The sequence below is a fragment of the Rhodobacter capsulatus genome (genome assembly GCF_003254295.1).
GTDB lineage: Bacteria > Pseudomonadota > Alphaproteobacteria > Rhodobacterales > Rhodobacteraceae > Rhodobacter > Rhodobacter capsulatus.
Genome location: NZ_QKZO01000010.1, coordinates 1 through 25,999 on the forward strand (window position 1 = coordinate 1; position 25,999 = coordinate 25,999).

Annotated in this window: 20 protein-coding genes and 1 pseudogene; 9 read left to right on the forward strand and 12 right to left on the reverse strand. The window is 69.1% G+C overall.

The window, feature by feature from the left end; all coding sequences use genetic code 11:
• A partial coding sequence (locus LY44_RS13990; RefSeq protein ID WP_146707247.1) for a hypothetical protein occupies nucleotides 1–276 on the reverse strand: 276 nt, incomplete at its 3' end.
• Nucleotides 277–955: 679 nt separating this feature from the next.
• Between LY44_RS13990 and LY44_RS13995 the strand changes: the two genes are divergently transcribed.
• Both LY44_RS13995 and arsB read left to right on the forward strand, forming a co-directional pair.
• Entirely contained in the window at nucleotides 956–1,279 is a 324-nt protein-coding gene (locus LY44_RS13995; protein WP_055212084.1) for an ArsR/SmtB family transcription factor, read from the forward strand.
• Nucleotides 1,276–2,322 (forward strand): ACR3 family arsenite efflux transporter, encoded by a 1,047-nt coding sequence (gene arsB, locus LY44_RS14000; RefSeq protein WP_055212082.1) that lies wholly within the window; start codon nucleotides 1,276–1,278, stop codon nucleotides 2,320–2,322. The genes LY44_RS13995 and arsB overlap by 4 nt, the downstream gene beginning before the upstream one ends.
• Before the next feature lie 2 nt (nucleotides 2,323–2,324).
• On the opposite strand, the gene LY44_RS14005 is transcribed toward arsB, so the two are convergent.
• Genes LY44_RS14005 through LY44_RS14020 form a run of 4 tightly spaced genes read right to left on the reverse strand, consistent with a single transcriptional unit; the run spans nucleotide 2,325 to nucleotide 4,302 of the window.
• Nucleotides 2,325–2,708 (reverse strand): rhodanese-like domain-containing protein, encoded by a 384-nt coding sequence (locus tag LY44_RS14005; protein WP_055212080.1) that lies wholly within the window; start codon nucleotides 2,706–2,708, stop codon nucleotides 2,325–2,327.
• Nucleotides 2,709–2,717: 9 nt separating this feature from the next.
• Entirely contained in the window at nucleotides 2,718–2,948 is a 231-nt protein-coding gene (locus LY44_RS14010) for a thioredoxin family protein (protein ID WP_111396040.1), read from the reverse strand.
• Nucleotides 2,949–2,959: 11 nt separating this feature from the next.
• Nucleotides 2,960–4,015 carry a permease gene (locus LY44_RS14015; RefSeq protein WP_055212078.1) on the reverse strand — a complete coding sequence of 352 codons (1,056 nt, stop codon included), beginning with the start codon at nucleotides 4,013–4,015 and terminating at the stop codon, nucleotides 2,960–2,962.
• Nucleotides 4,012–4,302: an ArsR/SmtB family transcription factor gene (locus tag LY44_RS14020; protein WP_055212077.1), complete on the reverse strand. Its 291-nt coding sequence runs from the start codon at nucleotides 4,300–4,302 to the stop codon at nucleotides 4,012–4,014. Before LY44_RS14020 ends, LY44_RS14015 begins: the two co-directional genes overlap by 4 nt.
• 205 nt (nucleotides 4,303–4,507) lie before the next feature.
• On the opposite strand from LY44_RS14020, the gene LY44_RS14025 reads away from it, so the two are divergent.
• Together LY44_RS14025 and LY44_RS14030 are read left to right on the forward strand one after the other, a co-directional pair.
• Nucleotides 4,508–4,846: a type 2 periplasmic-binding domain-containing protein gene (locus LY44_RS14025; RefSeq protein ID WP_055212076.1), complete on the forward strand. Its 339-nt coding sequence runs from the start codon at nucleotides 4,508–4,510 to the stop codon at nucleotides 4,844–4,846.
• A 54-nt stretch (nucleotides 4,847–4,900) separates the two neighbouring features.
• Nucleotides 4,901–5,719 (forward strand): annotated as a pseudogene (locus LY44_RS14030) (GTP 3',8-cyclase MoaA); the annotation flags it as partial.
• Here the strand turns inward: LY44_RS14030 and arsJ are convergent.
• The 4 genes from arsJ to LY44_RS14050 form a co-directional block, all read right to left on the reverse strand.
• Nucleotides 5,716–6,954 carry an organoarsenical effux MFS transporter ArsJ gene (gene arsJ, locus LY44_RS14035; protein WP_111396041.1) on the reverse strand — a complete coding sequence of 413 codons (1,239 nt, stop codon included), beginning with the start codon at nucleotides 6,952–6,954 and terminating at the stop codon, nucleotides 5,716–5,718. The pseudogene LY44_RS14030 and the gene arsJ sit on opposite strands and share 4 nt — an antisense overlap.
• Before the next feature lie 120 nt (nucleotides 6,955–7,074).
• On the reverse strand, nucleotides 7,075–8,082 hold the full coding sequence (locus LY44_RS14040) for an ArsJ-associated glyceraldehyde-3-phosphate dehydrogenase (RefSeq protein ID WP_055209521.1): 1,008 nt from the start codon (nucleotides 8,080–8,082) through the stop codon (nucleotides 7,075–7,077).
• Nucleotides 8,083–8,084: 2 nt separating this feature from the next.
• On the reverse strand, nucleotides 8,085–8,930 hold the full coding sequence (locus LY44_RS14045; protein ID WP_111396042.1) for a metalloregulator ArsR/SmtB family transcription factor: 846 nt from the start codon (nucleotides 8,928–8,930) through the stop codon (nucleotides 8,085–8,087).
• Nucleotides 8,931–9,074: 144 nt separating this feature from the next.
• Nucleotides 9,075–10,928, reverse strand: coding sequence for an O-linked N-acetylglucosamine transferase, SPINDLY family protein (locus LY44_RS14050; RefSeq protein WP_081024425.1), 1,854 nt, complete (start codon nucleotides 10,926–10,928; stop codon nucleotides 9,075–9,077).
• 277 nt (nucleotides 10,929–11,205) lie between these two features.
• Here LY44_RS14050 and LY44_RS14055 point away from each other — a divergent pair, with 277 nt between their 5' ends.
• Nucleotides 11,206–13,977 (forward strand): beta strand repeat-containing protein, encoded by a 2,772-nt coding sequence (locus LY44_RS14055; RefSeq protein ID WP_146707248.1) that lies wholly within the window; start codon nucleotides 11,206–11,208, stop codon nucleotides 13,975–13,977.
• A gap of 248 nt (nucleotides 13,978–14,225) precedes the next feature.
• Here the strand turns inward: LY44_RS14055 and LY44_RS14060 are convergent, their stop codons facing one another.
• Genes LY44_RS14060 through LY44_RS14070 form a run of 3 tightly spaced genes read right to left on the reverse strand, consistent with a single transcriptional unit; the run spans nucleotide 14,226 to nucleotide 18,374 of the window.
• Nucleotides 14,226–14,834: a class I SAM-dependent methyltransferase gene (locus tag LY44_RS14060; RefSeq protein WP_055209533.1), complete on the reverse strand. Its 609-nt coding sequence runs from the start codon at nucleotides 14,832–14,834 to the stop codon at nucleotides 14,226–14,228.
• A 49-nt stretch (nucleotides 14,835–14,883) separates the two neighbouring features.
• Nucleotides 14,884–16,200, reverse strand: a complete 1,317-nt coding sequence (locus LY44_RS14065; RefSeq protein ID WP_055209518.1) for an HlyD family type I secretion periplasmic adaptor subunit — start codon at nucleotides 16,198–16,200, stop codon at nucleotides 14,884–14,886.
• Nucleotides 16,197–18,374 (reverse strand): peptidase domain-containing ABC transporter, encoded by a 2,178-nt coding sequence (locus LY44_RS14070; protein ID WP_055209517.1) that lies wholly within the window; start codon nucleotides 18,372–18,374, stop codon nucleotides 16,197–16,199. The genes LY44_RS14065 and LY44_RS14070 overlap by 4 nt, the downstream gene beginning before the upstream one ends.
• 188 nt (nucleotides 18,375–18,562) lie before the next feature.
• On the opposite strand from LY44_RS14070, the gene LY44_RS14075 reads away from it, so the two are divergent.
• The 4 genes from LY44_RS14075 to arsN2 all read left to right on the forward strand — a co-directional run bounded on the left by LY44_RS14075 (nucleotide 18,563) and on the right by arsN2 (nucleotide 25,899).
• A complete protein-coding gene (locus LY44_RS14075; RefSeq protein ID WP_055209516.1) occupies nucleotides 18,563–20,455 on the forward strand; it encodes a cation-translocating P-type ATPase in 1,893 nt (630 codons plus the stop codon).
• 413 nt (nucleotides 20,456–20,868) lie between these two features.
• Nucleotides 20,869–23,970, forward strand: a complete 3,102-nt coding sequence (locus LY44_RS14080; RefSeq protein ID WP_055209515.1) for a M10 family metallopeptidase — start codon at nucleotides 20,869–20,871, stop codon at nucleotides 23,968–23,970.
• Nucleotides 23,971–24,045: 75 nt separating this feature from the next.
• Nucleotides 24,046–25,284 carry an Hsp70 family protein gene (locus tag LY44_RS14085; protein WP_055209514.1) on the forward strand — a complete coding sequence of 413 codons (1,239 nt, stop codon included), beginning with the start codon at nucleotides 24,046–24,048 and terminating at the stop codon, nucleotides 25,282–25,284.
• Nucleotides 25,285–25,437: 153 nt separating this feature from the next.
• A complete protein-coding gene (gene arsN2, locus LY44_RS14090) occupies nucleotides 25,438–25,899 on the forward strand; it encodes an arsenic resistance N-acetyltransferase ArsN2 (protein ID WP_055209513.1) in 462 nt (153 codons plus the stop codon).
• Nucleotides 25,900–25,999: the final 100 nt, after the last annotated feature.

A 25,999-nucleotide genomic window follows, 5' to 3' on the forward strand; every position in this document is an offset into this window, starting at 1 on the left:
GACGCGCTCGGCCCTTGCGGCGGGCTGCATCGGTTCGGGCGTCAGCGAGGCGCCCAGACAATGCTGCAGGCAGCCTTCCGGCGCGAAGGTGGTGGGTCTGGGCGAAGGTTTCGCATCGGGGACCATCGCATAATGGCCCGCGCCCCTGCCCTGCGCGCAATCGGCGCCGGGATGCGGACAGGCGTCCGGCGCGGCGACCACGGGCGCAGCCGAGCCAAGCGCCGCCAGAAAGACGGCAATCAGGCTGAGGCGAAGCAGGGCGCAAAGAATCCGCATGGGCACAGCATGGCACGGGGCGGGGCGGTTGTCAGGTGACGATTTCAGGAGCGATGCGTGGCTGCAATCCGGGGTCTCTTCAGGCATGACGCCAGAACTGCACCGTCAACAAATCGCCCGGGCCGCCTTCGCGAGACATCGCGCTGCACCCCGAACGAAGGTCGGTTCAGGGCTGCGCGCACCTGTCGCTGCGCCGTGCCGGGTCTGATGGTTTGACGGCCCGCGCCGGGAGTGCCGACCGGCGGCTCAGGGCCGACCATGTCCAAGAGGCCAAGACCAACGTGAGGGGCGGTTTGCCGACGGTGAGGCTGCGGCATTGCACCCGCGGCAACCCGCGATAGCGGTAGTTCGACACCGCCGACGAGTTGGTAACGACGCGCAGGAAGCGGAGGTCGCTCCTCCAGAACGACTCTGGAAATACCATGGGCTGGCGTCCCTTTGCCGTCGGTGGAGTGTGTGACGCCGCTGCGGCCATTCACATGAGCCGATATTGGTTCGTTTGCAAAACCCGGTCACGCTGCCATCGTGATGGGCATTTCCGGTCGCGCAAACTGCAGGTGCAGCTGTTGCGCTGAGGCCAGAACGCCGAAACGCGGGCTCCGAGAGGCAGGCCGCCGCCTGCCTCTTGCGGGGCGCGGCTCCATCGCCTATCGTCGATTGACGAACAATAAGGTTGCCGATGGTCACCGACGACACACTTGCGGAACTGGCGAAATCGCTGGCGCATCCGGCCCGGCTGCGCATCCTGCGGGTGCTGCTTGCCACGCCGGGCTGCATCGGTGGCGAGATCGTGGAGGCAGTCGGGCTGGCGCAGTCCACGGTGTCGGAACATCTGCGCATCCTGAAGGCGGCCGGGATCATCACCGGCGAAATCGACGGGCCGCGCATCTGCTATGCGCTCAGCCCGGACGCTCTTGCGCCTCTGGGCGCGTTCCTTGCCAGCCTGACGCCCCCGGCCGAGGGGGCGTGCTGCCTGCCCGCCGGAAAGGACAACAGAACATGAGCCTCTTTGAACGCTATCTGACGCTCTGGGTTGCGCTCTGCATCGGTGCGGGGGTCGCGCTGGGGCAGATGTTTCCCGCCGTCTTCCGCGGGATCGGCGCGATGGAGATCGCCCGCGTCAACCTGCCCGTCGCGGTGCTGATCTGGCTGATGATCATTCCGATGCTGCTCAAGATCGACTTCGCCGCGCTGGGTCAGGTGACCCGCCATTGGCGCGGCGTCGGGGTGACGCTGTTTATCAACTGGGCGGTGAAGCCGTTTTCCATGGCGGCGCTGGGGTGGCTGTTCCTGTCGGTCCTGTTCCGCCCCTTCCTGCCCGCCGATCAGATCGAGAGCTACATGGCCGGGTTGATCCTGCTCGCCGCCGCCCCCTGCACGGCGATGGTGTTCGTCTGGTCGAACCTCTCGAACGGCGAGCCGCATTTCACGCTGAGCCAGGTGGCGCTGAATGATGCGATCATGGTCGTGGCCTTTGCGCCGATCGTGGCGTTTCTTCTGGGTCTTTCGGCGATCACTGTGCCCTGGGCGACGCTGGTGCTGTCGGTCGTGCTTTACATCCTTGTGCCGGTGGCGGTGGCGCAATGGATCCGCCGCCGCAAGCTGGCCGAGGGGGGCGAGGCCTTGCCACGGCTGATTTCGCGCCTGGGTCCGGTGTCGATCCTCGCGCTGCTCACCACGCTGGTGCTGCTTTTCGGCTTTCAGGGCGAACAGATTCTGGCCCAGCCGCTGGTGATCGCGCTTCTGGCGGTGCCGATCCTCATTCAGGTCTATTTCAACGCGGCGCTTGCCTATTGGCTCAACCGCGTGACCGGCGAGGCGCATTGCGTTGCCGCCCCCTCGGCGCTGATCGGGGCGTCGAATTTCTTCGAACTGGCGGTGGCGGCGGCGATCAGCCTCTTTGGCTTCACCTCGGGCGCGGCGCTGGCGACGGTGGTGGGCGTGCTGATCGAAGTGCCGGTGATGCTCTCGGTGGTGCGGATCGTGGCCCGCACCAAGCCCTGGTATGAAAGCGGCCCGGCGGTGCAACGACGGGCGGGGCGGTAAGCTCAGCAGCAGGTGCCCGAGCCGCAACCGCCCGAACTGACGGCGGCGGCGTTGCCGGTGACGGGGAAGCCCCGCGCCACCCAGCGGGCCAGACCGTGCTTCATGTTCGTCACCTTCGCATAGCCCTGATACATCAGGAAATACGTGGCCTTGAGGCTGCGATCGCCGCTGGCGCAGGCGAGGATCACCTCGCGGTCGCGCGGGATTTCGGCAAAGCGCGCCTCGAACTGGCTCAGCGGGATCGTCATCGCCGCGCAGCCCGCAAAACCGCAGGCCGCCACTTCCTCCGCCTCGCGCACATCAATCAGCAGCGCCCCCCCGGCCAAAAGCTTTTGCGACGCGGTCGGGCAGGCTTCGCGTGCCTCGGGCAGATCCACGTTGGTCATGAGTGTCTCCTAGTCCAGCCAGGCCAGCACCTGCGCGCGGCTCGGCACCGAGCCCTTGTGAACCACCTTTTCGCCCACCACCACGGCGGGCGTCGCCATCACGCCATAGCCGACGATCTGGCGCATCTCCTCGATCTTGACGATCTCGACGGGCTTGCCCGCCTCGGCCGCCACCTGCGCGATCAGATCGGCGGTGGCCTTGCACTTGGCGCAGCCCGTGCCCAGCACCTTGATTTCCATGATTTACCCTTTCAGAACAGAAAGTTGAACAGATAGCCCACGGTCAGGATGCCGGTGCCCACCACGGCGACGAAGACAGCGATCAGCCGCAGGCTGAGAACCTGTTTCAGGATGATCATCTCGGGCAGGCTCAGCGCGATCACCGACATCATGAAGGCGAGAACCGTGCCAAGCGCGGCCCCCTTGCCCAGAAGCGCCTCGACGATCGGGATCACTCCCGCGGCATTGGTATACATCGGAATGCCGATCAGAACGGCGGCGGGCACCGACCACCAGGCCTCCGCCCCCATGATCCGCGCCATCAGATCTTCGGGCACATAGCCGTGGATCAGCGCCCCCATGCCGATCCCGGCCAGGATCCAGATCCAGACCCGGCCGACGATCTCGCGCAGCGCCGCCAAACCTAGACGGTAGCGGTCGACCAGGCTCAGCCGGTCGCCCTCGAAGGCCGCGGGGGCAGAGGCGCCGGTGTGGATGTCGCGCACCCAATCCTGCAGCCAGCCCTCCAGATGCAGCCGCCCGATCACCCAGCCCGAGACGATGGCCACGGCCAGCCCGAAGCCGAAATAGACCGCCGCGACCTGCCAGCCGACCAGACCGAAGAGCAGGACCAGCGCGACCTCGTTCACCATCGGCGCCGAAATCAGGAAGGAAAAGGTGACGCCCAGCGGCACACCGGCCGAGACGAGGCCGATGAACAAGGGCACCGCCGAGCAGGAACAGAACGGCGTCACCACCCCAAGCCCTGCGGCAAGCACGTTGCCCACCCCCTCGCGCCGCCCGGCCAGCAGGGCGCGGGTGCGTTCGGGCGCAAACCAGCTGCGCACCACCCCCATGGCGAAGACGATCAGCGCCAGCAGCAGCAGCACCTTGGGCAGGTCATAAAGGAAAAACGCGATGGCTTCGCCGGTGTGGCTGTGACGGTCGATCGGCAAGAGCGCGGTGAGCCGCTCGGACAGGGGCGCAAGCTGGCGATAGATCAGCCCCCAGAGCACCAGCGCCACAAGCAGCCCGAGATGCCAGAGCCAGTCCGGGGCCGGACGGGTGGAAAGGCTGTGATCGCTCATGCGGCGTTCCTCTCGGTTGCGGCCGCCGCGTCGAGCACGGCCCTCAGCACGGCGCGGATCTCGGGCGGCATCTCCGGGTTCAGCCGGTAGCGCACCCATTGCGCATCGCGCCGGTCCACCACCAGCCCCGCCTGCTTCAGCGCCTGCATATGCCGCGACATCCGGCTTTGCGTGGCGTCGAGCGCCGCCATCAATTCGCAGACGCAATGTTCGCGCCCATCGGCCAGTCGCAGGATCGCGGCCAGACGGGTCGGTTCGGCCAGGGCGGAGAGGACGGGAAGAATCATCGGACACCTTTTGCGCTTTGACGCATATTCTTCCCGGCGCATCCCATGCGTCAAGGCGCATAAGGTCGCCATCGTTTTTTCTGGACCGAACCCCGGGCGCTTCCTAATCTGGCCCTGGGGAAAGACCGGATGCCGGGGATCACGCGACGCGGTCTGATCGGTTGGCGGGGCCGCCTTCTGCGCAACGCGGGGGCGGGCCGAGGCGGTGCTGCGCTTTGCCCTGACGCCGGTCATTTTCGACAACGATGCGGATGCGGCCGAAACCCTGCGTGCCGCGCTTGCCGCGGCAAGTGGCCAGACGATCAAGTTGGTGCGGCGGCGTTCCTATGCCGAAATCACGGCGCTGCTTCTGGAAGGCAGCGTCGAGGCGGCTTGGCTTTGCGGCTATCCCTATCTGCAACATCGCGCCGAACTGGCGCTTCTGGGGGGCCGGTCTGGCGGGGCCGACTGCGCTATCAATCCTGTCCGATCGCCGCCGCGAGCGATCCGGCGCGCTGCCTGGCCGATCTGGCGGCGGCGCAAAACCTCGACGGGCTGGACTTGACCGGGTTGGAACTGACAGGCGGGGGGCCGCTGCGGGTGGGGGCGCCGCTGATCTAACCGCATCTGCTCCGCCTTCATTGCAATGGGGGTGGAAAAGCTGCGTGTCACCGGGGGCGAACCGCTGGTGCGGCGCGACGTGATGGCGTTCTTTCGCGCGATGGCGCGGCATCTGCGCTTGGGCACGCTGCGCGAGCTGACGCTTACGACGAACGGTACGCAGCCGGAGCGGCCTGCCGAGGAGTTGGCTTCCTGCGGCGTGCGGCGGGTGAATGTCTCGCTTGATACGCTCGACGCGGAGAAATTCGCCCGCATCACCCGGCTGGGCCGTCTGGCGCCAGTGCTGGCGGGGATTTCCGCGGCGCAGGCGGCGGGCTTGCGGGTCAAGATCAACACCGTGGCACTGAAGGGGGTGAACGAGGACGCGCTTTTCGCGCTGACCGACTGGTGCGGCGCCCAGGGCTTCGATCTGATGGGCGCGGGGCTGGGGGCGGAACGGTTCTGGCCGCTCTCCGATCTGCGCGCGCGGCTGGGAAGCCGCTATCGCCTTGTCGAGACAGCCGAAACCAGCGGCGGCCCGGCGCGCTATCTGCGGGTCGAGGGCCGCGGGCAGAAGATCGGCTTCATCACGCCGCTGAGCCACAATTTCTGCGCCAGCTGCAACCGGATGCGGCTCAGTTGCACGGGCGAGCTGTTTTCCTGCCTCGGTCAGGCGGGCAAGACCGATCTGCGCGGCCTTGTGCGCGGCGCGCCCGAGGATGACGGCTTATGCGCAGCAATTGCGCGGGCGATCGGGCAGAAAACCGGTGGCCACGGCTTTGACCCGGTCACCCGCCGCGGCGCGATCGCGCGAATGATGAGCCACACCGGCGGTTAGGCCAGCCTGCGCGCGGCACACCAGCTTGCGGCGGCCATCGCGCCTGCGGTGGCAAGGCACAGCGGCAGGCCGCCGATCTGGTAGCTCAGCCCCGAGAGCATCGTGCCGATCAGCCGCCCCGCCGCATTGGCCATGTAGTAAAAGCCGACATCGCGGGTGATCCGGGCGGCGTCGCCAAAGGCGAGGATCAGATAGGAATGCACCGAGGAATTGATCGCGAAGACGAAGCCGAAGGCGAGAAGCCCGATCAGGATCGTGGCGGTCAGCCCGGGCGCGGGCGCGGGGGCGATCAGCACGGCGGCTGCCAGCGCGAAGGGGATCGGCACCAGATAGCCCGCCCAGGTGATGGCTTTGGCGGTGATCGCGGCCTCGGGCTGGGATTTCGCGCCCAGAAGCTTGGGCGCAAAGGCCTGCACCGCGCCGTAAGCGATGATCCAGAGCGCCATGAAACCGCCAGTCAGAAAGAACGCCTCGCGTCGGCCCTCGGCGGTGCCATCCGACAGAACCGCCTGAAAATACACGGGCAAGCCGACGACGAACCAGACATCGCGGGCACCGAAGAGGAACATCCGTGCCAGTGACAGCCGGTTCACCCGCGGGTCTTTCGACCGCCAGCCGCCCCAGGCCTCCTCGGATTTCATCCGCCCCGGCAGGCCTGCGGGCAAAAACGCCACGACCGCGATCAGGATCAGGGCAAGCAGCCCCGCCATGCCCCAGATCGCCGGCTTGAAGCCGACAAGCGCCAGCAAAGCCGCGCCAAGGAAGAAGCCCAGCCCCTTCACCGCGTTTTTCGAGCCGGTCAACGCCGCGACCCAGCGGAAAAGCCCGCCCTCCGCGGCGGGGGCCAGAAGCTTGACCGCCGATTTCGAGGACATCTTCGCCAGATCCTTGGCCACGCCCGAGACGCCCTGCACCGCCATCACGAAGGCGACCGAGGCGGGGATCGACCAGCCGGGGCTCAGCTGGGCCAGCGCCACGAGGGCCGCGACCTGCAGCGCGAGCCCGGCGTAAAGCGTGGCGGCGAGGCCGAAGCGCGCCGCCAGCCAGCCCGCGCCAAGGTTGGTGCCGATGCCCGCCAGTTCGTAAAGCAGGAACAGCCAGGCCAGCGCCACCGGGCTGAAACCGAGGCCGTTGAAATGAAGCAGCACCAGCATCCGCAGCGCGCCATCGGTGAGCATGAAGGCCCAATAGGCGGCGGTGACGGCGGCATAGGCGCGGATCGGGTTTTCGGACATGGCGGGTTCCCGTTCGGGCCGCCGGGGGCTGTCTGCCCCCGTTCGATGGGGCAGCCTTCCACTGGAAGGCTGCTCGATCCCATCTCACCCGAGGATATTTGAAGCAAGATGAAAGGAAGATCAGAGGCTTGCGGCGACCATCCGGGTGATATCGGCCATTCGGCAGACATAGCCCCATTCGTTGTCATACCAGGCGTAAAGCTTCAGCTGCGTGCCGTTCACCACCATCGTCGAAGGCCCGTCAATGATGGCAGAGCGCGGGTCGTTGGTGAAATCGGACGACACCAGCGACCGGGTCTCGAAGCCGAGAATGCCCGCGAGCGGCCCCTCGGCCGCGGCTTGCAGGAGGCCGTTGACCTCCTCCACCGTGGTCGGGCGGTCAAGTTCGAAGACGCAATCGGTGAGCGAGGCATTGAGCAGCGGCACCCGGACGGCATGGCCATTCAGCCGCCCCTTGAGGTCCGGGTAGATCAGCGTGATCGCCGTGGCCGAGCCGGTGGTGGTGGGAATGAGGTTCAACAGCGCCGAGCGCGCCCGGCGCAGGTCTTTCGCGGGGCGGTCGACGATCGTCTGCGTGTTCGTCACATCATGCAGCGTGGTGATGGATCCGTGTTTGATCCCAAGGGCTTCGTGGATCACCTTTACCACCGGCGCCAGGCAGTTGGTGGTGCAGGACGCCGCCGTGATCAGCCGCTGGCTGCCATCGTAAAGATGATGGTTGATGCCATAAACCAGGTTCAGCGCGCCCTCGTCCTTGACCGGGGCGGAAACGACGACCTTGCGCACGCCTGCGTCGAAATAGGGCTGCACCTTGGCGGCCGTCTTGAAATGGCCGGTGCAGTCGAGCACCAGATCGACGCCGAGCGCGGCCAGCGGCAGGGCTTCGAGGGTCTTTTCCCGCGTCAGGGGAATGTGCTGCCCCGCGATCTGAAGCCCGGCTTCGGGGACGGCGACGGGGGTGGGCCAGCGGCCATGCACGGAGTCGAATTCCAGAAGCAGCGCGTGCGTTTCGGCATCGCCCAGGGCGTCATTGAGCAGCACGACCTGAGGCCCGTGGCCCAGATCGACCAGCCGCCGCAAGAGCAATTTTCCCATCCGGCCCAGGCCGTTGATCGCAATTCTGGCCATGGTCATTCCCCCTCCGACGTTGCGCCGATCGCATCGACGCGGGTCTGCAGCGCAAGGCGGTCGAGCGTGTCGAAGGGCAGCGCGACAAAGGCGGTGATGCGGGCCCGCAGCGCGCCATAGGTTTGCGCGAAGACCAGCGCCTTTTCCGCCTCGGTGCCCGTGGCCTTCACCGGATCGGGCAGGCCCCAATGGCCGGTGATCGGCTGGCCGGGCCAGGGCGGGCATTCCTCGGCCGCGGCACTGTCGCAGACGGTGAAGACGAAATCCATCTGCGGCGCGGCCGGGCCTTGGAATTCCGACAGATGCTTGGCGCGCAGGCCGGTGATGTCGTGGCCGTTGCGGGTCAGCACCTCGAGCACGAAGGGGTGGATCGCGGTTCCGGGCCTTGTGCCGGCGGAATGGGCGGTGAACCGCCCCTTGCCCAGATCGCGCAGAAGCGCCTCGGCAAAGATCGAGCGGGCGGAATTGCCCGAGCAGATGAAGAGCACTTTGAACGGCGTATCGGGCATGAGATGTGCCTTTTCATGAAGGGCTTTGGGCAGCAGATCCGGGCGGGCCCGGCCCAGATCGAGGGCGAGATAACCGATCAGGGCTTCGGTTTTGTGAAGATCGACGGCGTAGAACAGCGACCGCCCTTGCCGGGTGACCGTGACCAGCCCGCAGCCGGTCAGATCCGCCAGATGATGCGAGAGCGTGTTTGGCTTGACCCCCAGCGCCGCGGCGATCTCCGTCGGCCGCACGCCCTGCGGCGCAAAGCGCATGAGCAGCCGGAACACCGCCAGGCGGCCCGGGTGGCCAAGGCAGGCGAAGGCTGCGGCGGCCTTTGGGGTGGGGCAAATGTCTTTCATTCTTCCTGAATACAGGAAGTAATGACCCGGTCCAGTGAAGCTTTCATGACAGTCTGGCGACAGGCGCCGCCGGACTGTTCAGATTGCGCCCGTTGGGGGCCAAGGGCGTTCATGCGGCCTTGCAGGCGCAAGCCGGAGACCGCGTCACAGCGCGGCCCGCCCGGCCAGCAGCGCGGCTTCGAAACGGCGGGTGAAATCCTCGGCATCGCCGAGCGTGCGCTCCCAGGCGCCGGTCGCCAGATGCGCCTTGAGCGCCCCGAGCCGCGCCGGATCGGTGCCGATCGCCACCGCCAGATCCTCATAGCCCGCCAGATCCGCGGCGATGCAGTCGGGCAGGCCGATCGCGGTGAGCAGGCTCGCCCCCATCCGTGCGGCAAAGGCCCGGCCGCGGGTGGTGATCAGCGGCAGCCCCATGCGCAACGCATCCGAGGCGATCGTGCCCGCGTTGTAAGGCGTGGTGTCGAGGAACAGATCGGCCAGCGCCAGCCGGGCGCGGTAGCGTGCCGGATCGGTGCGGGCGGCAAAGATCAGCCGCTCGGGCGCCAGCCCCGCCGCGGCCCAGCGCGCCGTCAGCGCCGCGCGCGACTGCGGATTGTCGTCGATGATCCAGAGCACCGAACCGGGCACCCGGGCGACGATGCGGCCCCAGGCCCCCCAGACCGCCTCGGTCAGCTTGTAGTGATGCGAGACGCAGGTGAAGACGATGGCGTCCTCGGGCAGGCCCTCTTCGGCGCGGGTGACGGCGGGCAGCTCGGGCACGACGCCGTCATTGGCCTGATAGCAGCCCGCGATCCGCAGCGGGCGGGGGCTGTAATCGGCCTCGGCCCCGGGCGGCACGGTGACCGCGTCGCACAGCAGATAATCGAGTTCGGGCAGCGGCACCGGGCCGATATAGCCCAGATAGGTCACCTGCATCGGCGCCGGTTTCGCCCGCAAGATCGCCGGGCGCGCGCCCTTGGTCAGCCCGTTCAGATCGATCAGGATGTCGATTTCATCGGCGCGGATGCGCGCGGCGGCCGCCTCGTCGGTCATCTCCTGGATCGGCACGTGATGATCGAGCGCCGCCAGCACCCGGGCGCGCACGTCGCTGCCGTCGTCGCGGGTGGCGTCATAGCCCCAGATCTCGAAACGCGCGCGGTCATGGCGTTCCAGAAGCTCGGCGATCAGATAGCTCATCGCATGGCGGCAGAAATCCGAAGACAGATAGCCGATGCGCAGCCGGTCATGGCCATAGCCGCCCGCGGGCGCCAGAAGCTGCGGCGCCGCGGGGATCTTGCGACCGATCCAGCTGGCGCAGATTTCGGCCTGGCGCGCCGGATCATCGACCAGCGCCAGCGCGGCGAGAGGGCCCGCATGGAGCGCCGCCATCGCCTCGGACAGGCCGGGCACGGCCAGTTCGGTCACCGGCCAGGCGGTGGTGCGCTGGCGGTTGTGCACCAGATGCTGGATCACGTCGGGCTGGTCGGGCGCGATCAAGAGCGCCGCCCGCGCCTCCTCGATCGCCTCGCCCAGACGGCCGCGATCTTCGAGCAGCCGCGCCATCTGGATGTGGATCTGCCGCCGCGCCTCGGCCGGGGGCAGGATCTCGCGCCAGACGCTCAGCGCCGCGTCGGGGGCGCCCGCCGCCTCGAAGGCCAGCCCGCGGCCAAGCCCCGCCTGCCACAGCCCGGGCCGCAGCCTTTGCGCCGTCTCAAGCGCCGCCGTCGCCTCGGCATGTTTGCCGATCCGCTGCAGCGCGACGCCCAGATTGTACCAGGCCGCCGCCGAGTCCCCCTTCTGGCCATGCTGCAAAAGCCAGGCGCGGTAAAGCGCCACCCCCTGCGCCGGGGCCACGGCCTCGCCGATGCTGACCAGCCCCTCGATCCCGAGGGCCGCCACCGCCCGCGCCAGATGCGGCGCCAGATCGCCCTGGGCCGTGAAGCCGCCGGGCTGGTGCAGCGCCGCGGCGATCGTCTGGGTGTCGCCGGGCAGGGGCAGGAACGGAACGACGGATGGCAAGGGCAAACTCCTTCTGGATGCCGACCTTCGCAGAGGTCTCGGCCCGAGCCTCGCATCGCAAGGTAAATCCGCGGTAAACAACCGGGCTTTTCCCGCGGTTGAATTGAATGCGACCTAATTTTTCAAGGCCGCGCGGGCTGCGAAGGGGCGGATTTAACCGCTCCGTAACGGCTTGCGCGCAAGGTCCGGTGACATGCGTGGCCGAGAACCGGCCGATGCCCGTCGGGGGGAATTCCCGATGGTGCAGATTGTTGATCCTTCAACCCGGGAACGTACCATGACTGCCATTTCTCTTATGACGACGGCCCAGATCGCGGCGCTGGAGACCTCCGCGATCGCGGCGCTGACGACGGCCGATGTCGCCTCGATGACTTCCGCGCAGCTCGGCGCGCTGACCAGCGATCAGCTGCCGGTGCTCGGCACCGCCAATCTGCGCGTGCTGACCTCGGCGCAGCTGGCCGGGCTGACCGCGACCCAGGTCCCGACGCTGCTTGACACCCAGGTCGCGGTGCTGACCACCGCGGGCATCAAGGGGCTCAGTGCGGCGGCGATCGGCGCGCTCGGCTCGGATCAGGCGGCGGTGCTCTCCTCGACCCAGCTGGCCGCGCTGACCACGACGCAGCTGCCCAACCTCACCACGACCGCCCTTGCCGGGCTGACGGCCACCGGCCTGCGCGGCCTCTCCTCGGCGCAGATCACCGCGCTGAGCAGCGCCGCCGCTGCCGCGCTGACCGCCGAGCAGATCGCCGGTCTCACCACCTCGGCGGTCAAGGGTCTTGAGGCGGCCGAAATCGCCGCTTTCACCTCGGCGCAGCTGGCGGGTTTCACCACCGCGCAGATCGCGGCGCTGGGCTCGGCCCAGCTTGACGATCTGACCACCACCCAGGCGCCGCTTCTGAGCACCGCGCAAGTGGCCGCGCTGAACGCCACGGCGGTTGCCGGGCTGACGTCGAGCTTCATCGGCGCGCTGGATGGCGCCCGCGTCGCGGCGCTCTCGTCGAAACAGCTCGCCGCGCTGACCACGGCGCAGATCGACGACATCACCACCACCGCGATCACCAGCCTGACCACCGCGGCGGTGAAGGGTCTTGGCTCGGCCCAGGTGAGCGCGCTGACCAACGCCCAGGTCGGCCAGCTGACCACAGCGCAGATCGCCAACATGAGCGCCGCCGCCGTCAAGGGCCTGTCCTCGGCGGATCTGAACACCAACATGAGTTCGACCCAGGTCGCGGCGATGACCACGGCGCAACTGGCCGCGCTGTCTTCGGCGCAGCTCGCGGGCGTCAGCACCGCCACCGTCGCCGGTCTGAGCTCGACGCAGATCGGCGCGCTCAGCGCCACCGGCGTCGTCGGGGTGACCACCGCGACCGTCGCCGCCCTGACCACGGCGCAGGTCAAGGGCCTGAATGCCAAGCAACTTGCCGTCATGACCTCGGGTCAGATCGCGGCGATCGGGACGGCGGCGATCGACGATCTGAGCACGGCGGCGATCAAGGGCCTCGGCTCGATGCAGGTCGATGCGATGACCACGACCCAGCTTGGCCAGCTGACCACGGCGCAGATCGCGCAGATCTCGACCGCGGCGATCAAGGGGCTTGCGGCAGCCGACATCACGGCGCTCAGCGGCACGCAGATCGGCGGGCTGAGCTCGGCGCAGATCGCGGTGATGACCACCGCGCAGGTGGCCGGGATCGAAAGCGCCGATATCGCCAGCCTGAGCACCGTTGCGGTGAAGGGCCTGACCTCGGCGCAGATCGCGGCGCTGTCCGATGCCCAGGCGGGGGCGCTGACCTCCACCCAGATCGGCCTGCTCTCGACCTCGGCGGTCAAGGGGCTGAGCACGGACGACATGGCGGGGCTGACGACGGCCGAGGCGCAGGCGCTGACTTCGGCGCAGATCGGGGCGCTCAGCTCGTCGCAGATCCGGGCCATGACCACGGCGCAGATCGCCGCGCTGGGCACCGCGCAGGTCAAGGGCTTCACCGCCGGCAACATCGCCGGCTTCGAGACCGCCGACATCGTGGCGCTGACCACCGCCCAGGCTGCGGCGCTGAGCTCGGCCCAGCTCGGCGCGCTCAGCACCTCGCTGCTGGCGGCGATGGAAACCGCCGATTTCGCCAAGCTTTCGACCGCGGCCGTCAAGGGCCTGACCTCGGCGCAGATCACCGCGCTGACCACGGCGCAGGCGGCGGCGCTCGGCACCGACCAGATCGCCCAGATCACCACGGCGGCGATCAAGGGGCTCGAGACCGCCGATCTCGCCGCGCTGGCCGACGCCACGCTGGCGAAGATGACGACGGCGCAGATCGGGGCATTGTCCTCGGCGCAGCTCGCCGGTCTGACCACGGCGCAGATCAACGGCGTGCTCGGCACGGCGCAGGTCAAGGCGCTGGGGGCGGCGGCTCTGGCCGGGCTTGGCACCGATGACATCGTGGCGCTGACCACGGCGCAGGCGGCGGTGCTGACCTCGGCGCAGGTGGCGGCGCTCGGCACGGGGCAGATCGCGGCGCTCGAGACGGCCGATTTCGCCAAGCTTGCGACGGCGTCGGTGAAGGCGCTGAGCTCGACCCAGATCGCGGCGCTGAGCACGGCGCAGATCGATGCCCTGACGACGGCGCAGGCGAAGGCGCTGACGGCGACGCAGATTGCGGCGATGTCGACCGCGCAGATCGGGGCGCTCGAAAGCCAGGATTTCGGCGCGCTGACCTCCACCGCGGTGAAGGCGCTGAGCACGGTTCAACTGGCGGCGCTGACCTCGGAACAGGGGGCGGGCTTCACCACGGCGCAGATCGCCAGCCTGACGACCGCGCAGATCGGGGCGATGTCCGTTGCCGCGCTCAATGAGCTGACCGTGGGCGCCGTTGCGGCGCTGGGCACGAAGCAGGTGATGGCTCTGACCACCGCCCAGCTCTCCGGCCTTGACGCCGGGATGCTTGGCGCGATGGAAACGGCGGATCTCGCGGCGCTGACCTCGACCCAGACGGCCGCCTTCAGCGCGACCCAGCTTGGCTATCTGACCGACGAACAGCGCTCGGCGCTGCTGCTCTGATCCGATCCGACAACGGCCGCTTCCGCTTCGGCGGAGGCGGTCTTCCCGATCCGGGGCTTCCGTCTGGAAGCCCCGTTTTCATGTCCGGCCCCGACCGGCGGCCCCGACCGGCGGCGCCTCGATGCCCTCCGGGGCGGCACTTCGGGGCGGCGGGAGCGGGCAGGCGCATCACGATGCAGAAGAAGGCCCGGATCAGATGATCCGGGCCTTTCGCGGTCCTGTGCTTCATCTTGTCGGCGCCGGGCCGGTCAGGCCGCGGCAAGCCGGGTGCCGACCCCCCAAAGCGCGAAGCGGCCGTCGCGTTCGACGGTCACGCCCGCGAAACCGGCGCGGGTCAGGTGCTCCTTCAGCGACTTGGCGGTGAAGCCGGTGCGATGGCCCATGAAGATGTTGCCTTCGGCCAGCGCGGGGCGGTAGCCGTAAAGGATGTCGAGCGGCGAGATCGGCCCGAGGCTCGACATGTAGGCGGGCTCTTCGAGCTGCCCCTCGGCCACCAGCGTTGCGACCTGCTGCAGATCGGGCATCGTCACCAGCACGAAGCCGCCCGGTTTCAGCACCCGGATGAACTCGGCCAGCGCCACCGGAACCTCGTGCGGCGCCAGATGCTCGAGGTTGTGCGACGACCAGACCGCATCGACGCTGGCATCGGCGACGGCCGACATGTCGGTCAGGCTGGCGACGATATCGGGGGCGACGTCGGGATCGATGTCAAGCCGCAGCTCGCGCCAGTCGGAAAGCGGGAAATACGCCTCGGGCAGTTTCGCCGGATGGGCAAGACCGCAGCCGACATGCAGCACGGTCCGGGTTTCGGTCATCGGCACCGCATCGGCGGTTTCGATCGGGGTGGCGTCGGTCATGGGATTCTCCTTCATGGGCGATCTGAAAAAACGGGGGCGGTCATGGCGATCACGGATCGCGCAGCGCTTCGGCCAATCCGCGCAGGATCGGTTCGAAGAACGTGGACAGGACAGAGCGGGTGCCGGTGTGGATTTCGGCCGAAAGCGTCATGCCGGGCAGAAGCGTCGCCGCGGGCGGCAGGTTGTCCAGCACCGCGGCGGGATCAAGCGCGACATGGGCGGGATGTTGCGCCTCCGAGGCGCCCTGGGCGCGGTAGCTGGCATGGCCGACCTCAGTCAGGGAGCCGGTCAGCTGGCCGTGTTCGCGCCAGGGAAAGGCGTCGATCTTGATCGAGACCGGATCGCCCGCCACGACCCGCCCGGCATCGGTCGAGCGCAGCCCGATCTCGGCCAGAAGCGGCACATCGGTCGGCACCAGAACCACCACCGGATTGCCCGCCGGGATCAGGCTGCCGACGCCGCCTTCGGCGACGCGCAGCACCACACCCGGGCGCGGCGCGACCAGATCGGCCATTTCCCGCAGCGCGCGGGCCTTGGCGATCTGCTCCTCGACCACCTGCAGCCGCGGCTGCGCCTCGGCGAGCTGTTCGCTGGCGGAGCGTTTCAGGCTGGTCAGGAACATCCGATGTTCGGCGATGGCGCGGTCGCGACGGTCGCGCAATTCGGCCAGGCGGCTTTCATGGGCGCGCTGGTCGGCCTCGGCGCGCAGCCGCATCAGCCGCGCATCGAGCACCGCGAGCTGCGAGCCGCTTTGCCGTTCGGCCAGGGTGTTGCGCATCGCCTCGACCTCGCGCAGGATCGAGAGCTGCTCGCGCAGCCCCGCGCCATCGCCGGTCTCGGCTTCGATCAGGGCCTCGGCCGAGGCGATTTCGGCCTGCAGCGCCTCGGCTTTCGTGCGGCTTTCCAGCCGCCGCTCGGTCAGCACATCGGCTTCCGCGGCCAGCGCCGGGCCGGTTTCGGCCAGCACGCCGCCCTCAAGTTCCGCGGTCAGCCGCGCGATCCGGGCCGAAAGCGCATCGCGCTCGGCCTCAAGCGCGGCCAGATCGGCCTCGGGCTGGGTCGGATCGAGCCGCGCCAGCAGCTGACCCGCCACCACCACATCGCCCGGACGCACCAGGAGCGCGTCAAGCCGGGTGCTGGCGGCGGGGCGCAGCATCAAGGGCGGCTCGGCGGCGGCCAGCTGGCCGGGCGCCGTCACCACGACATCGACGCGCAAGATCGCGGCAAGCCCGATCAGCCCCGCCAGCAGCGCCGCCGCCAGAAACGGCCAGAGCCGCAGCAGCACCGGCACCGGCTCGACCTGCACCCGGTCGAGATCGTCCTGAAAGGCAATGGCCTCGCGGTCGATGGAGCCAAGCTGGATCATTCCGTCTGCCCCGCCTGTTGCAGCCACAGATGGCGATAGGTCGTCGACCGCGCCAGAAGCACCGCATGGGGTGCGAAATCCTCGATCCGGCCGCGATCCAGCACCAGGATCGCATCGGAACGGGCCAGCGAACTCATCCGGTGCGAGACCACGATCACCGTGCGGCCCTGCGCGATGGCGGCCAGATTGCGGTTCACCACCGCCTCGGATTCCGGGTCAAGCGCGCTGGTCGCCTCGTCGAGGATCAGGATCGGCGGATCGGCGAGCAGCGCGCGCGCGAGCGCGATGCGTTGCCGCTGCCCGCCCGAAAGGTTTGCCCCGCCTTCCTCGACCGGGGTATCAAGCCCCTGCGGCAGCCGGTCGATGAATTCCGCCGCCCCCGCCAGCGTCGCGGCGCGCAGCACCGCCTCGTGGCTGGCATCGGGACGGGCAAGCGCGATGTTTTCGCGCAGGGTGCCGCGGAACAGCACGTTTTCCTGCAGCACGATGCCGACCGAGCGGCGCAGATGGTCCAGATCGATGTGGCGCGCGTCATTGCCGTCGTAAAGGATGCGGCCCGATTGCGCCGATCCGATCCCCTGCAACAGCCGCGTCAGCGTCGTCTTGCCCGAGCCCGAACGCCCGACGATGCCGATCACCTGCCCGGCGGCGATGTCGAGGGTCAGATGATCAAGCGCAGGCGTCGCGGTGCCGGGATAGGTGAAGCACAGATCCTCGATCCGGATCGCGCCGCGCAGTGCCGGGCGGATCGGCCGCACCTCGGGGCCGCGCTCGGGCGGGTGGTCCATCACGCCGCGCAGGGTGCGCACGGCGAGCGCGGCCTCCTGCCATTCGTTGATCAGCCCGACGATCTGCACCAGCGGGCCGGTGACCCGCCCGGACAGCATCATGAAGGCGACCAGCGTGCCGACGCTGATCTGCCCCGAGAGCACCTGTTCGGCGCCAAGGCCCAGAACCGCGACCTGCATCAGCCGCTCCATCAGCGAGGTCAGCGCGCTGACGGTGGCGGAAAGCTCCCCCACCTGCCACTGGCTGCGGATCGTGCGCGCGAGCGCCGTTTCCCAAAGCCCGCGCCGGGTGCCCTCCAGCACCAGCGCCTTTACGGTGCGCATGTTGTGCAGCGTCTCGACCAGATGCGCCTGCCGCCCCGCCTCGGCGTCGTAAAGCGCCGAAAGACGGCGTTGCAGCGCGGGCAGGAACAGCGCCAGAAGCCCCGCGATGGTCAGCGCAAAGCCCAGAACGACCAGCGTCATCAGCCCTGAAAGCAGCGCCAGAAGCGTCAGCAGCACCGGCAAAAGCGCCGCATCCAGCATCGTCTGAAACAGCCGTCCGACCAGAAAATGTCGTATTTTTTCCGTCAGTTGCATGTTGCGGGCCAGAATCCCCGCGGCCGTCGTCTCAAACACCGACAAAGGCAGCGAGAGCAGATGCGCATGCACCGCCGCGCCGATCCGCGCATCGAGCCGCCCGCCGCAGATCTGCATCAGGCGCTGGCGCACATAGCTGAAGGCGGCGTCGAACAGCACCAGGAATACATAGACCGACAGCACCGCCGCCAGCGTGTTCCAGCTGTGCGAGGAAATCACGCTGTCGATCATCACCTGCATCAGGAAGGGCAGGGCAAAGGCGATCAGGTTGCCCGCCACCACCGCCACCGCGACGCCGCCAAAGAGCGCGCGCTGCTCCAGCAGCGCCGGCATGAACCAGCCCAGACCAAAGGGCCGCCGCGCCGAGGTTTCGGACTTGCGCAGCCGCGCGAGGATCAGCCGCCCCGACCAGCGCGCCTCGAAGTCTGCCTGCGGCAGGAACAGGATGCCCTCGCCCTCGCGCGCGGGGTCAAGGATGGCGGCATGCGGCCCGGCGGGCAGATCGACGGTATGGGCGAGGATGAACCAGCGGCCGTCCTTGCCCTCGCACAGCGCCGGATAGGCCGAGCCGAGCCCCTTCGCCGTGCGCCAGCTGCCGCCGCTGATCTGGCGGCTGCGAAAGCCCGCGCGCTGAAAGGTCGCCTCGAGCCGGGGGGCGATGCTGCCCTCTTCCAGCGTGGGGATCTCGGTCACCGGCAGGGTGACGCCGTGGTGCAGGCAGATCAGGAACAGGCCCCGCAACGCCGTCATCTGCGGCGAGCCGAGGGCGATGTCTTCCTGTTGGCGGGGCGAAAGCGCATGGGTCATGCGGGCAAGCTACGCCAGCTTGATTAACAGCTTCTTTCCGCAAAAGAGATTCCATCGCGATTTCGGGGGGCTGGCCGGGCCTGATTGCGGCGCTCCCGGCTCTGGCCGAACCCGGGCCAATCGCGCTATGAAAGCGCAACCCCGGCCCGTGCGCGGCCAAGGGAAACCGGCAGGACGGGAGGAATGCGATGACCGAGGACACGAGCAGGCTGGTGCTGACCTGGGCCACGATCGCGGCGATGGCGCTTGGCGCGGCGGTGCACTGGCTCTTTCCGGGGCTGGGCGAGGGCTGGGTCGAGACGGCGGCGCTCTTCTCGGTCTTTCTGACCGGCGGGGTTCCGGCGGCCTCTCGGGCGATCGGCGCGCTGATCGAGGAACGCCAGCTCGACATCGATTTGCTGATGGTGGTCGCGGCGCTGGCGGCGGCGGCGGTGGGGGCGGCGCTGGAAGGGGCGGTGCTGCTGACGCTGTTCAGCCTGTCGACCACGCTGGAACACCGCGCGATGGGGCGGGCCCGCCGCGCCATCGAGGCGCTGATGGAGCTGCGCCCCGACCGGGCGCTGAAACGGCGCGGCGAGGATATGGTCGAGGTGGCGGTGGAAACGCTGGTGCCGGGCGATGTGGTGATCTTGCGTCCGGGCGCGCGGGTGCCGGTCGATGGCGTCATCGTCGCGGGCGAGGGGTCGATCGACGAAAGCACGATCACCGGTGAATCCGTCCCCGTCCACAAGACGCCGGGGGCGCAGGTCTTCGAGGCCACGGTGAACCTGCATGGCGTGCTGGAAATCGAGGTGCGGCGCGCGCTGGGCGAAAGCACCGTGGCGCGGATGATCGCGCTGGTGACCGAGGCGCAGGCGGCGCGCTCGCCCTCGGAGCGGTTCTCGGCCTGGTTCGGGCAGCGCTACACCGTGGCGGTTCTGCTCGCCGCGGTCTCGGCCTTTGCCGCCTTCTGGGCGATCGGGCATGGCTGGAACGCGGCGCTTTACAAGGCGGCGACGCTGCTGGTGGCGGCCAGCCCCTGCGCGATTGTGATTTCGGTGCCCGCGGCGATCCTCTCGGCGCTTTCGGCGGCGGCGCGGGGGGGCGTCCTGTTCAAGGGCGGCGCGGCTTTGGAGACGCTCGCCAAGGTCGAGACCTTCGCTTTTGACAAGACCGGCACGCTGACCACCGGCAAGCAGGAGATCGTCGATATCCACTGCGAGGGCGAGGAGGCGCTGTTCCTGGCCCGTCTGTCCGGGATCGAGGCGCAATCCGAACATCCGATCGCCGCGGCGATCCGCGCCCATGCCGCCCGGCGCGGCATCACCCCGCTGCCGGTGCGCGAGGCCAAGGCCGTGCCCGGCGAGGGGATGGTGGCGGTCGATGACGAGGGGGTGATCTGGGCGGGCAATGCGCGGCTGGCGGCGCGGATGGGGGCGCGGGCGGCCGAGACGCTGGCGCTGCCTGCGGTGCTGGAAACCGCGCCGCGGACGCTGGTGCTTTTGGGGCGGGGCGCGAAGATCCTCGGCGGGGTGACTTGCGAGGACCGCCCGCGCGACAGCACCGCGGCCGGGCTTGCGGCCTTGCGGGCGGGCGGGGTCGGCCATGTCGCGATGCTGACCGGCGACCGGCGCGCGGTGGCCGAGCGGATCGGCGCCGAGCTGGGCATCGGCGCGGGCGAGATCCACGCCGATCTGCGCCCCGAGGACAAGGTGAAGATCGTCGCCGATCTGACCACGCGGGGCCGGGTGGCTTTCGTCGGCGACGGGGTGAATGATGCGGCTGCGCTGGCGCGGGCCGATGTCGGCATCGCGATGGGGGTGGCGGGCTCGGAGGTGGCGCTGCAGGCGGCCGATGTGGCGCTTCTGGCCGATGACATCTCGCGGCTGTCGGAAGCGCACCGGCTGGCGCGGCGTACGGCGCGGATCATCCGGCAGAACCTGATCTTCGCGATGGGGGCGATGGCGGTTCTGGTGCTCTCGGGGCTGTTCTTCGAGCTGCCGCTGCCGATCGCGGTGATCGGTCACGAGGGCGGGACGGTGCTGGTGGTGCTCAACGGGCTGCGGCTTCTGGCCGATCCGATCCGCAAAAGCCGGGGCTGATCGCGGCAGCCTGCGGCGATTCGGCCACCTGCGCCGCCCGCCGCAAGACTGCCGTTTCCGCCCCGGGCACGGTTCCGCCGCGGCCCCGCCGCGCGCCTGCCACCGCATCGCCGCAGCGATGAACAAAGCCCGCCCCGCGCGCGGCCGCGGCAAGGATCTGTTCACCACGCCGCAGAACTTGCGCCGCAATCCCGGGCCGGGCGGCTTGTCGCATCGCCCCGCGACCGGGTAGGGTCAACTCCGGGAAGCGGATCCCCCGGTGGCCATGAAGGCCCTGTCTTCCCCCCCAGACGCCAAAGGCGTCCCTCCTTTCACGCGACGCCGAAGGCGTTTCCCCTTTCCCGTCGTCGTTTGCCGACCGGCCCGCCGGTCGTATGGCCGCGTGCCGCACGCGCCCGATCAGGAGTGCCCGGATGCCCCTTCCCACCTTCACCGAGGACCAGGCGGTCCAGCAGCTCATCCGTGGCTATTTCGGCGGCTACACCTATGGCTGGGCGCTTGATGCGTCCCGCACGCTCACCTATTCCTTCACCGCCTCGGTCAGCACCGCCGAGCGCGCGCTGATCGAGACCGCGCTGGACAGCTGGGCCGCGGTGGCGGGGATCAGTTTCGTCCGGGTCGCCAGCGGCGGCCAGATCGGCTTTCAGAACAGTGCCGCGGGCGCCTATTGTTCGATGAGCGGCACCGGCACGAACATGGTCTCGGCCTCGGTCAATGTGTCTGCAAGCTGGTTCAGCAACTATGGCGGCACGCTGGGCAGCTACAGCTACCAGACCTATGTCCACGAGATCGGCCATGCGCTCGGGCTGGGCCATACCGGCAATTACAACGGCTCGGCCAGTTTCGCCCGTGATGCGCTTTATGCCAATGACAGCTGGCAGACCTCGGTCATGTCCTATTTCGCGCAGACCCAGAACCCGAACACCGGCGCGAGCTCTGCCTATCTGCTGACGCCGATGGCCTTCGACATCGCGGCGATGCGGGCGCTTTACGGCGCCCCGGCCGCGGTACATGGCGGCAACACCACCTATGGCAGCGGCTCGACCGCGGGCGACGGGCTGGATTATCTGGCCAGCGCAAACCACCGGGCCGATGTCGCCTTCACCCTGATGGACACCGACGGCATCGACACGCTTGATTTTTCCGCCCGAGCCGAGGCGGCGCGGATCGATCTGACGCCCGGGGCGATCTCGGATCTGTTCGGGCAGCGCGGCAACATGGTGATCTATGCCGGCACGGTGATCGAACATGTCCGCAGCGGCGCCGGGGCGGATCGGATCACCGGCAACAACGCCGCGAACCGCATCGCCGCGGGGGCGGGCAATGACACCGTCGCGGGCGGGGCGGGCGATGACACGCTCTCGGGCGAGGCGGGCGACGACCGGCTTGCGGGCGAGGGCGGCAACGATCTGCTGACCGGCGGCGCGGGGGCGGATATCTTCACCTTCGGCACCGGCTTTGGCACCGACACGATCGCGGATCTGGTCGCGAGCATCGATTACGTCGATCTCTCCGCCATCGCCGCGATCGCCGACTGGAGCGCGCTGCTGGCGCTGATGGCCGACACCGCCGCGGGCGTGCGCATCGCCACCGCCGAGGGCACGATCCTGCTTTCGGGGCTCGTGATCTCGATGCTCGATCCGGCGCATTTCCTGTTTGCGGGCGGCAGCGGGACCGGGGGCGGCAGCGGGACCGGGGGCGGCTCCGGCGGCAGTGTCGGGCTGGTGCTGGCGGGCAGCGCGGGCCGCGACACGCTTCTGGGCGGGCAGGGCGCCGACACGATCGACGGCGGCATGGGCAATGACAGCATCACCGCGGGGGCGGGCAATGACAGCGTCACCGGCGGCGCGGGCAATGACACGATCCAGTTGCAGGACGGCGACGACATCTTCATCGACGGCACCGACAGCGGCGCCGATCTGGTCTGGGGCGGGGCGGGGGCGGATGTGCTGACCAGCCGCGGCGGCAGCGACTCGCTGCACGGCGAGGCGGGCGACGATCTTTTGCAGGCGGGCCCCGCGGGCGGTCTGCTCTCGGGCGGGCTGGGCGATGACACGCTGCAAGGCGGGACCGGCGCCGACCGGGTCAGCGACAGCGGTGGCGCCGATGTGGTGAGCCTCGGCGCGGGCAACGACAGCTACATCGGCACCGGCGACACCGCGACCGGGGGCGACAGCGTCTCGGGCGGCGACGGCAACGACCGGATCGAGACCGGCGCGGGCCTTGACACGATCCTCGGCGGCGCCGGGCGGGACACGATCAGCGCGGGCGCGGGCAATGACATTGTCAGCGGCGGCGCCGATGCCGACCGCATCGATCTGGGCGCGGGCGACGACATCTTCACCGACACCACCGACGCGGGGGCCGACACGGTTCTGGGCGGGGCAGGCAATGAGGTGCTGACCAGCCTGGGCGGGCGCGACAGTCTGGACGGCGGCGCGGGCAACGACAGCCTGACCGCCTCGGCGGCGGGCAGCATGCTGCAGGGCGGTCTGGGCAATGACACGCTGCGCGGCGGTGCCGGGGCCGACAGAGCGGCCGATACCGGCGGCAATGATCTGGTCGATCTGGGCGCGGGCAATGACAGCTACACCGCCAGCGGTGACAGCGCCGCAAATGCCGATACCGTGCGGGGCGGCGATGGCAATGACGTGATCACCGGCGGCGCAGGCGGCGACAGTCTGGACGGCGGCAGCGGCGACGACCGGCTGGCGGGCAATGACGGCGCGGACACGATCCTCGGCGGTGCCGGGCGGGACACGATCAGCGCGGGCGCGGGCAATGACATTGTCAGCGGCGGCGCCGATGCCGACCGCATCGATCTGGGCGCGGGCGATGACATCTTCACCGACACGGCCGATGCGGGCGCCGATGCGGTCATGGGCGGGCTGGGCAACGAGGTGCTGACCAGTCTTGGCGGCCTTGACACGCTGGACGGCGGCGCGGGCAACGACAGGCTGACCGCCTCGGATGCGGGCTCGCGTCTGGCGGGCGGGCTTGGCAACGACACGCTGCAGGGCGGCGCCGGGATCGATGCGGTGACCGACACCGGCGGCAATGATCTGGTCAGCCTTGGCGCGGGCGACGACAGCTTCACCGCCACCGGTGACAGCGCTGCAAGCTCCGACACGATCTCGGCCGGGGCGGGCAACGACCGGATCTCGGCCGGGGCCGGGAACGACCTGCTGCTGGGCGAGGCGGGCAATGACAGCCTGACCGCGGGCGCGGGCAACGACCGGCTGACGGCGGGCACGGGCAACGACCTGATGACCGGCGGGCTGGGCAACGATGTCTTCATCTTCGCGACCGGCGATGGCACCGACCGGATCACCGATTTCCGCATCGGCGCCGACGACATCGACCTGCGCGGGGTGGCGGGGCTCGACAGTTTCGCCGATCTTGCGGGGCAGATGACGCAATCGGGCCGCGCCGTGGTGATCCAGCTCGACGGGCTGGTGATCACGCTGGACAATGTCACGCTGGGCGCGCTTTCGGCGGGGGATTTCCTGCTCTGATCCGGGCCGCGGCCGCCCCCTTGCCAGAGCCGCCGAAACCCTGTAGCGGGCCTCTTTTCGCCAAAGGGGCCCGCGATGACCGACCTTGCGCTTGCGATCGACTTCGGCACGTCGAATTCCGCCGCCGCCCTCGTGCAGGACGGCCGGGTGCGTCGCCTGGCGCTGGACGGCACCGCCGACACCCTGCCCACCGCGGTCTTCTTTCCGGCCGAGCCGGGGCCGATGCGGATCGGCGCTGCCGCCGTCTCGGCGCTGGTCGCGGGCGAGGAGGGGCGGTTCATGCGGGCGCTCAAAAGCGTTCTGGGCACGGCCCTGTTCCATGAACCGCGCCCGATCGGCGGGCGCCGCCGCACCCTGGCCGAAGTGGTCACCGCCTTTCTGGCGGAAACGAAGACCCGGGCCGAGGCGCAGACCGGCCTGCGCTTTTCCCGCGTCCTATCCGGCCGTCCGGTGCATTTCCACGCCGATCCCGGCCGCGATGCCCGGGCGCTGGCCGATCTGACCGGCTGCCTCTCGGCGGCGGGCTTTGCCGAGATCGGCTTTTGCCCCGAACCCGAGGCCGCCGCCCGCGCCTCGGCCGATCTGACCGGCACGACGCTTGGTCTGATCGTCGATATCGGCGGCGGCACCTCGGATTTCTCGCTGTTCCGGGTCGGCGGGGCCCGGGTCGAGATCATCGCCAGCCACGGCATCCGGCTGGGCGGCACCGATTTCGACCGCGCCATCGCGCTCGATCACGTCATGCCGCTGCTGGGGCAGGGCGGGCAGCTCAAGCGCGAATTCGGCCCCGGTCTGCTGCCGATGCCGAACGAGATCTTCGTCGATCTGGCGACCTGGGCGAAGATCCCCTTCCTTTACACGCAAGACACCCGCAAGTCCGTGGCGCATCTGGCGAAATTCGCCGTCGCGCCGCAGCCGATCGCGCGTCTGGCGCGGGTGATCGAGGATGAGCTCGGCCATGATCTGGCCTTCGCGGTCGAGCGCGGCAAGATCGAGGCGAATGCAGGCAAGCCCGGCGCGATGATCCGTCTGGGCAAGATCGAGCGCGGCCTTTACGCCGAGATCGACGCCGCCTCGATGGCGGCGGCGCTTTTGCGGGCGCGCGCCGAACTGGATGCGGCTTTGGCGGAAACCTGCCGTCTGGCGGGCATCGCCCCCGCGGCGGTCGAGACCGCGATCCTTGTCGGCGGCTCCAGCCTGATGGGGCTGGTCGGGCAGGCCGTCGGTGCCGCCTTTCCGCAGGCCCGACAGGCGCAGGGCGACGCCTTCACCGCGGTCGTCGACGGTCTTGCATTGGCCGCAACCGAGGGTTGATATTTTGTCCGCTTGACCCTGTCGCGCCGCGGTCGCACAATCGTCGCAGTCTGCCCGGTGTCTTGCCGGACCGCGACCGCGTGATGCCCGCAAGCGCCCGCCGTCGTGACCGCGCGGGATGCCGTTCCTCTCCCTTGTCACAGGAGCCGCCCGATGCCCGAGGTCATGGTCCTGCCCGAACTGACTGCGACACCGATTGCCGGGTCCGATCCGGGCTTGGCCGAGGCGCTGGCCGCGGCCCATCTTCCGGTCGAGGATCTGACCGATCCCGGACGGAGTTTCTTTGTCTTTTCCGATGCCTCCGGGGAAATCTGCGGCTTTGGCGGCTATGAGCTGCCGGGCGATCAGGCGCTGATCCGCTCGATGGTCGTGCCCGAGACGGCGCGCGGACGCGGCATCGGTTCGGCGATTCTGGCGGCGCTGCTCGAGCGGGTCGCGGCAGCGGGCGCGCGCGAGGCCTGGCTTTTCACCAAACATGCCGCGCCGTTCTTTTCGCATCGCGGTTTCCGCGCCCGCGCCCGCTACGAGGTGCCGCCGCCGGTGCTGGCGACGAAACAGGCCAGTTCGGTCTGCCCGATCACCGCCGTCGTGATGAGCCGCCCGCTGCCGGTCTGACCCCGCCCCGGCGGGTCCGCCCGGCTGCAACGCTTTTGCGCATTTTTCCGCCGCGCGGCGGCGTTGCCCGCCTTTGCCCCACTTTCGCCATATTTCTTGC

Bases quoted from the DNA above. Each gene is read 5' to 3' on its own strand.
- LY44_RS13995 (WP_055212084.1), top strand. From the start codon at position 956: ATGGTCACCGACGACACACTTGCGGAACTGGCGAAATCGCTGGCGCAT.
- arsB (WP_055212082.1), top strand. From the start codon at position 1,276: ATGAGCCTCTTTGAACGCTATCTGACGCTCTGGGTTGCGCTCTGCATC.
- LY44_RS14005 (WP_055212080.1), bottom strand. From the start codon at position 2,708: ATGACCAACGTGGATCTGCCCGAGGCACGCGAAGCCTGCCCGACCGCG.
- LY44_RS14010 (WP_111396040.1), bottom strand. From the start codon at position 2,948: ATGGAAATCAAGGTGCTGGGCACGGGCTGCGCCAAGTGCAAGGCCACC.
- LY44_RS14015 (WP_055212078.1), bottom strand. From the start codon at position 4,015: ATGAGCGATCACAGCCTTTCCACCCGTCCGGCCCCGGACTGGCTCTGG.
- LY44_RS14020 (WP_055212077.1), bottom strand. From the start codon at position 4,302: ATGATTCTTCCCGTCCTCTCCGCCCTGGCCGAACCGACCCGTCTGGCC.
- arsJ (WP_111396041.1), bottom strand. From the start codon at position 6,954: ATGTCCGAAAACCCGATCCGCGCCTATGCCGCCGTCACCGCCGCCTAT.
- LY44_RS14040 (WP_055209521.1), bottom strand. From the start codon at position 8,082: ATGGCCAGAATTGCGATCAACGGCCTGGGCCGGATGGGAAAATTGCTC.
- LY44_RS14045 (WP_111396042.1), bottom strand. From the start codon at position 8,930: ATGAAAGACATTTGCCCCACCCCAAAGGCCGCCGCAGCCTTCGCCTGC.
- LY44_RS14055 (WP_146707248.1), top strand. From the start codon at position 11,206: ATGACTGCCATTTCTCTTATGACGACGGCCCAGATCGCGGCGCTGGAG.
- LY44_RS14060 (WP_055209533.1), bottom strand. From the start codon at position 14,834: ATGACCGACGCCACCCCGATCGAAACCGCCGATGCGGTGCCGATGACC.
- LY44_RS14065 (WP_055209518.1), bottom strand. From the start codon at position 16,200: ATGATCCAGCTTGGCTCCATCGACCGCGAGGCCATTGCCTTTCAGGAC.
- LY44_RS14070 (WP_055209517.1), bottom strand. From the start codon at position 18,374: ATGACCCATGCGCTTTCGCCCCGCCAACAGGAAGACATCGCCCTCGGC.
- LY44_RS14075 (WP_055209516.1), top strand. From the start codon at position 18,563: ATGACCGAGGACACGAGCAGGCTGGTGCTGACCTGGGCCACGATCGCG.
- LY44_RS14080 (WP_055209515.1), top strand. From the start codon at position 20,869: ATGCCCCTTCCCACCTTCACCGAGGACCAGGCGGTCCAGCAGCTCATC.
- LY44_RS14085 (WP_055209514.1), top strand. From the start codon at position 24,046: ATGACCGACCTTGCGCTTGCGATCGACTTCGGCACGTCGAATTCCGCC.
- arsN2 (WP_055209513.1), top strand. From the start codon at position 25,438: ATGCCCGAGGTCATGGTCCTGCCCGAACTGACTGCGACACCGATTGCC.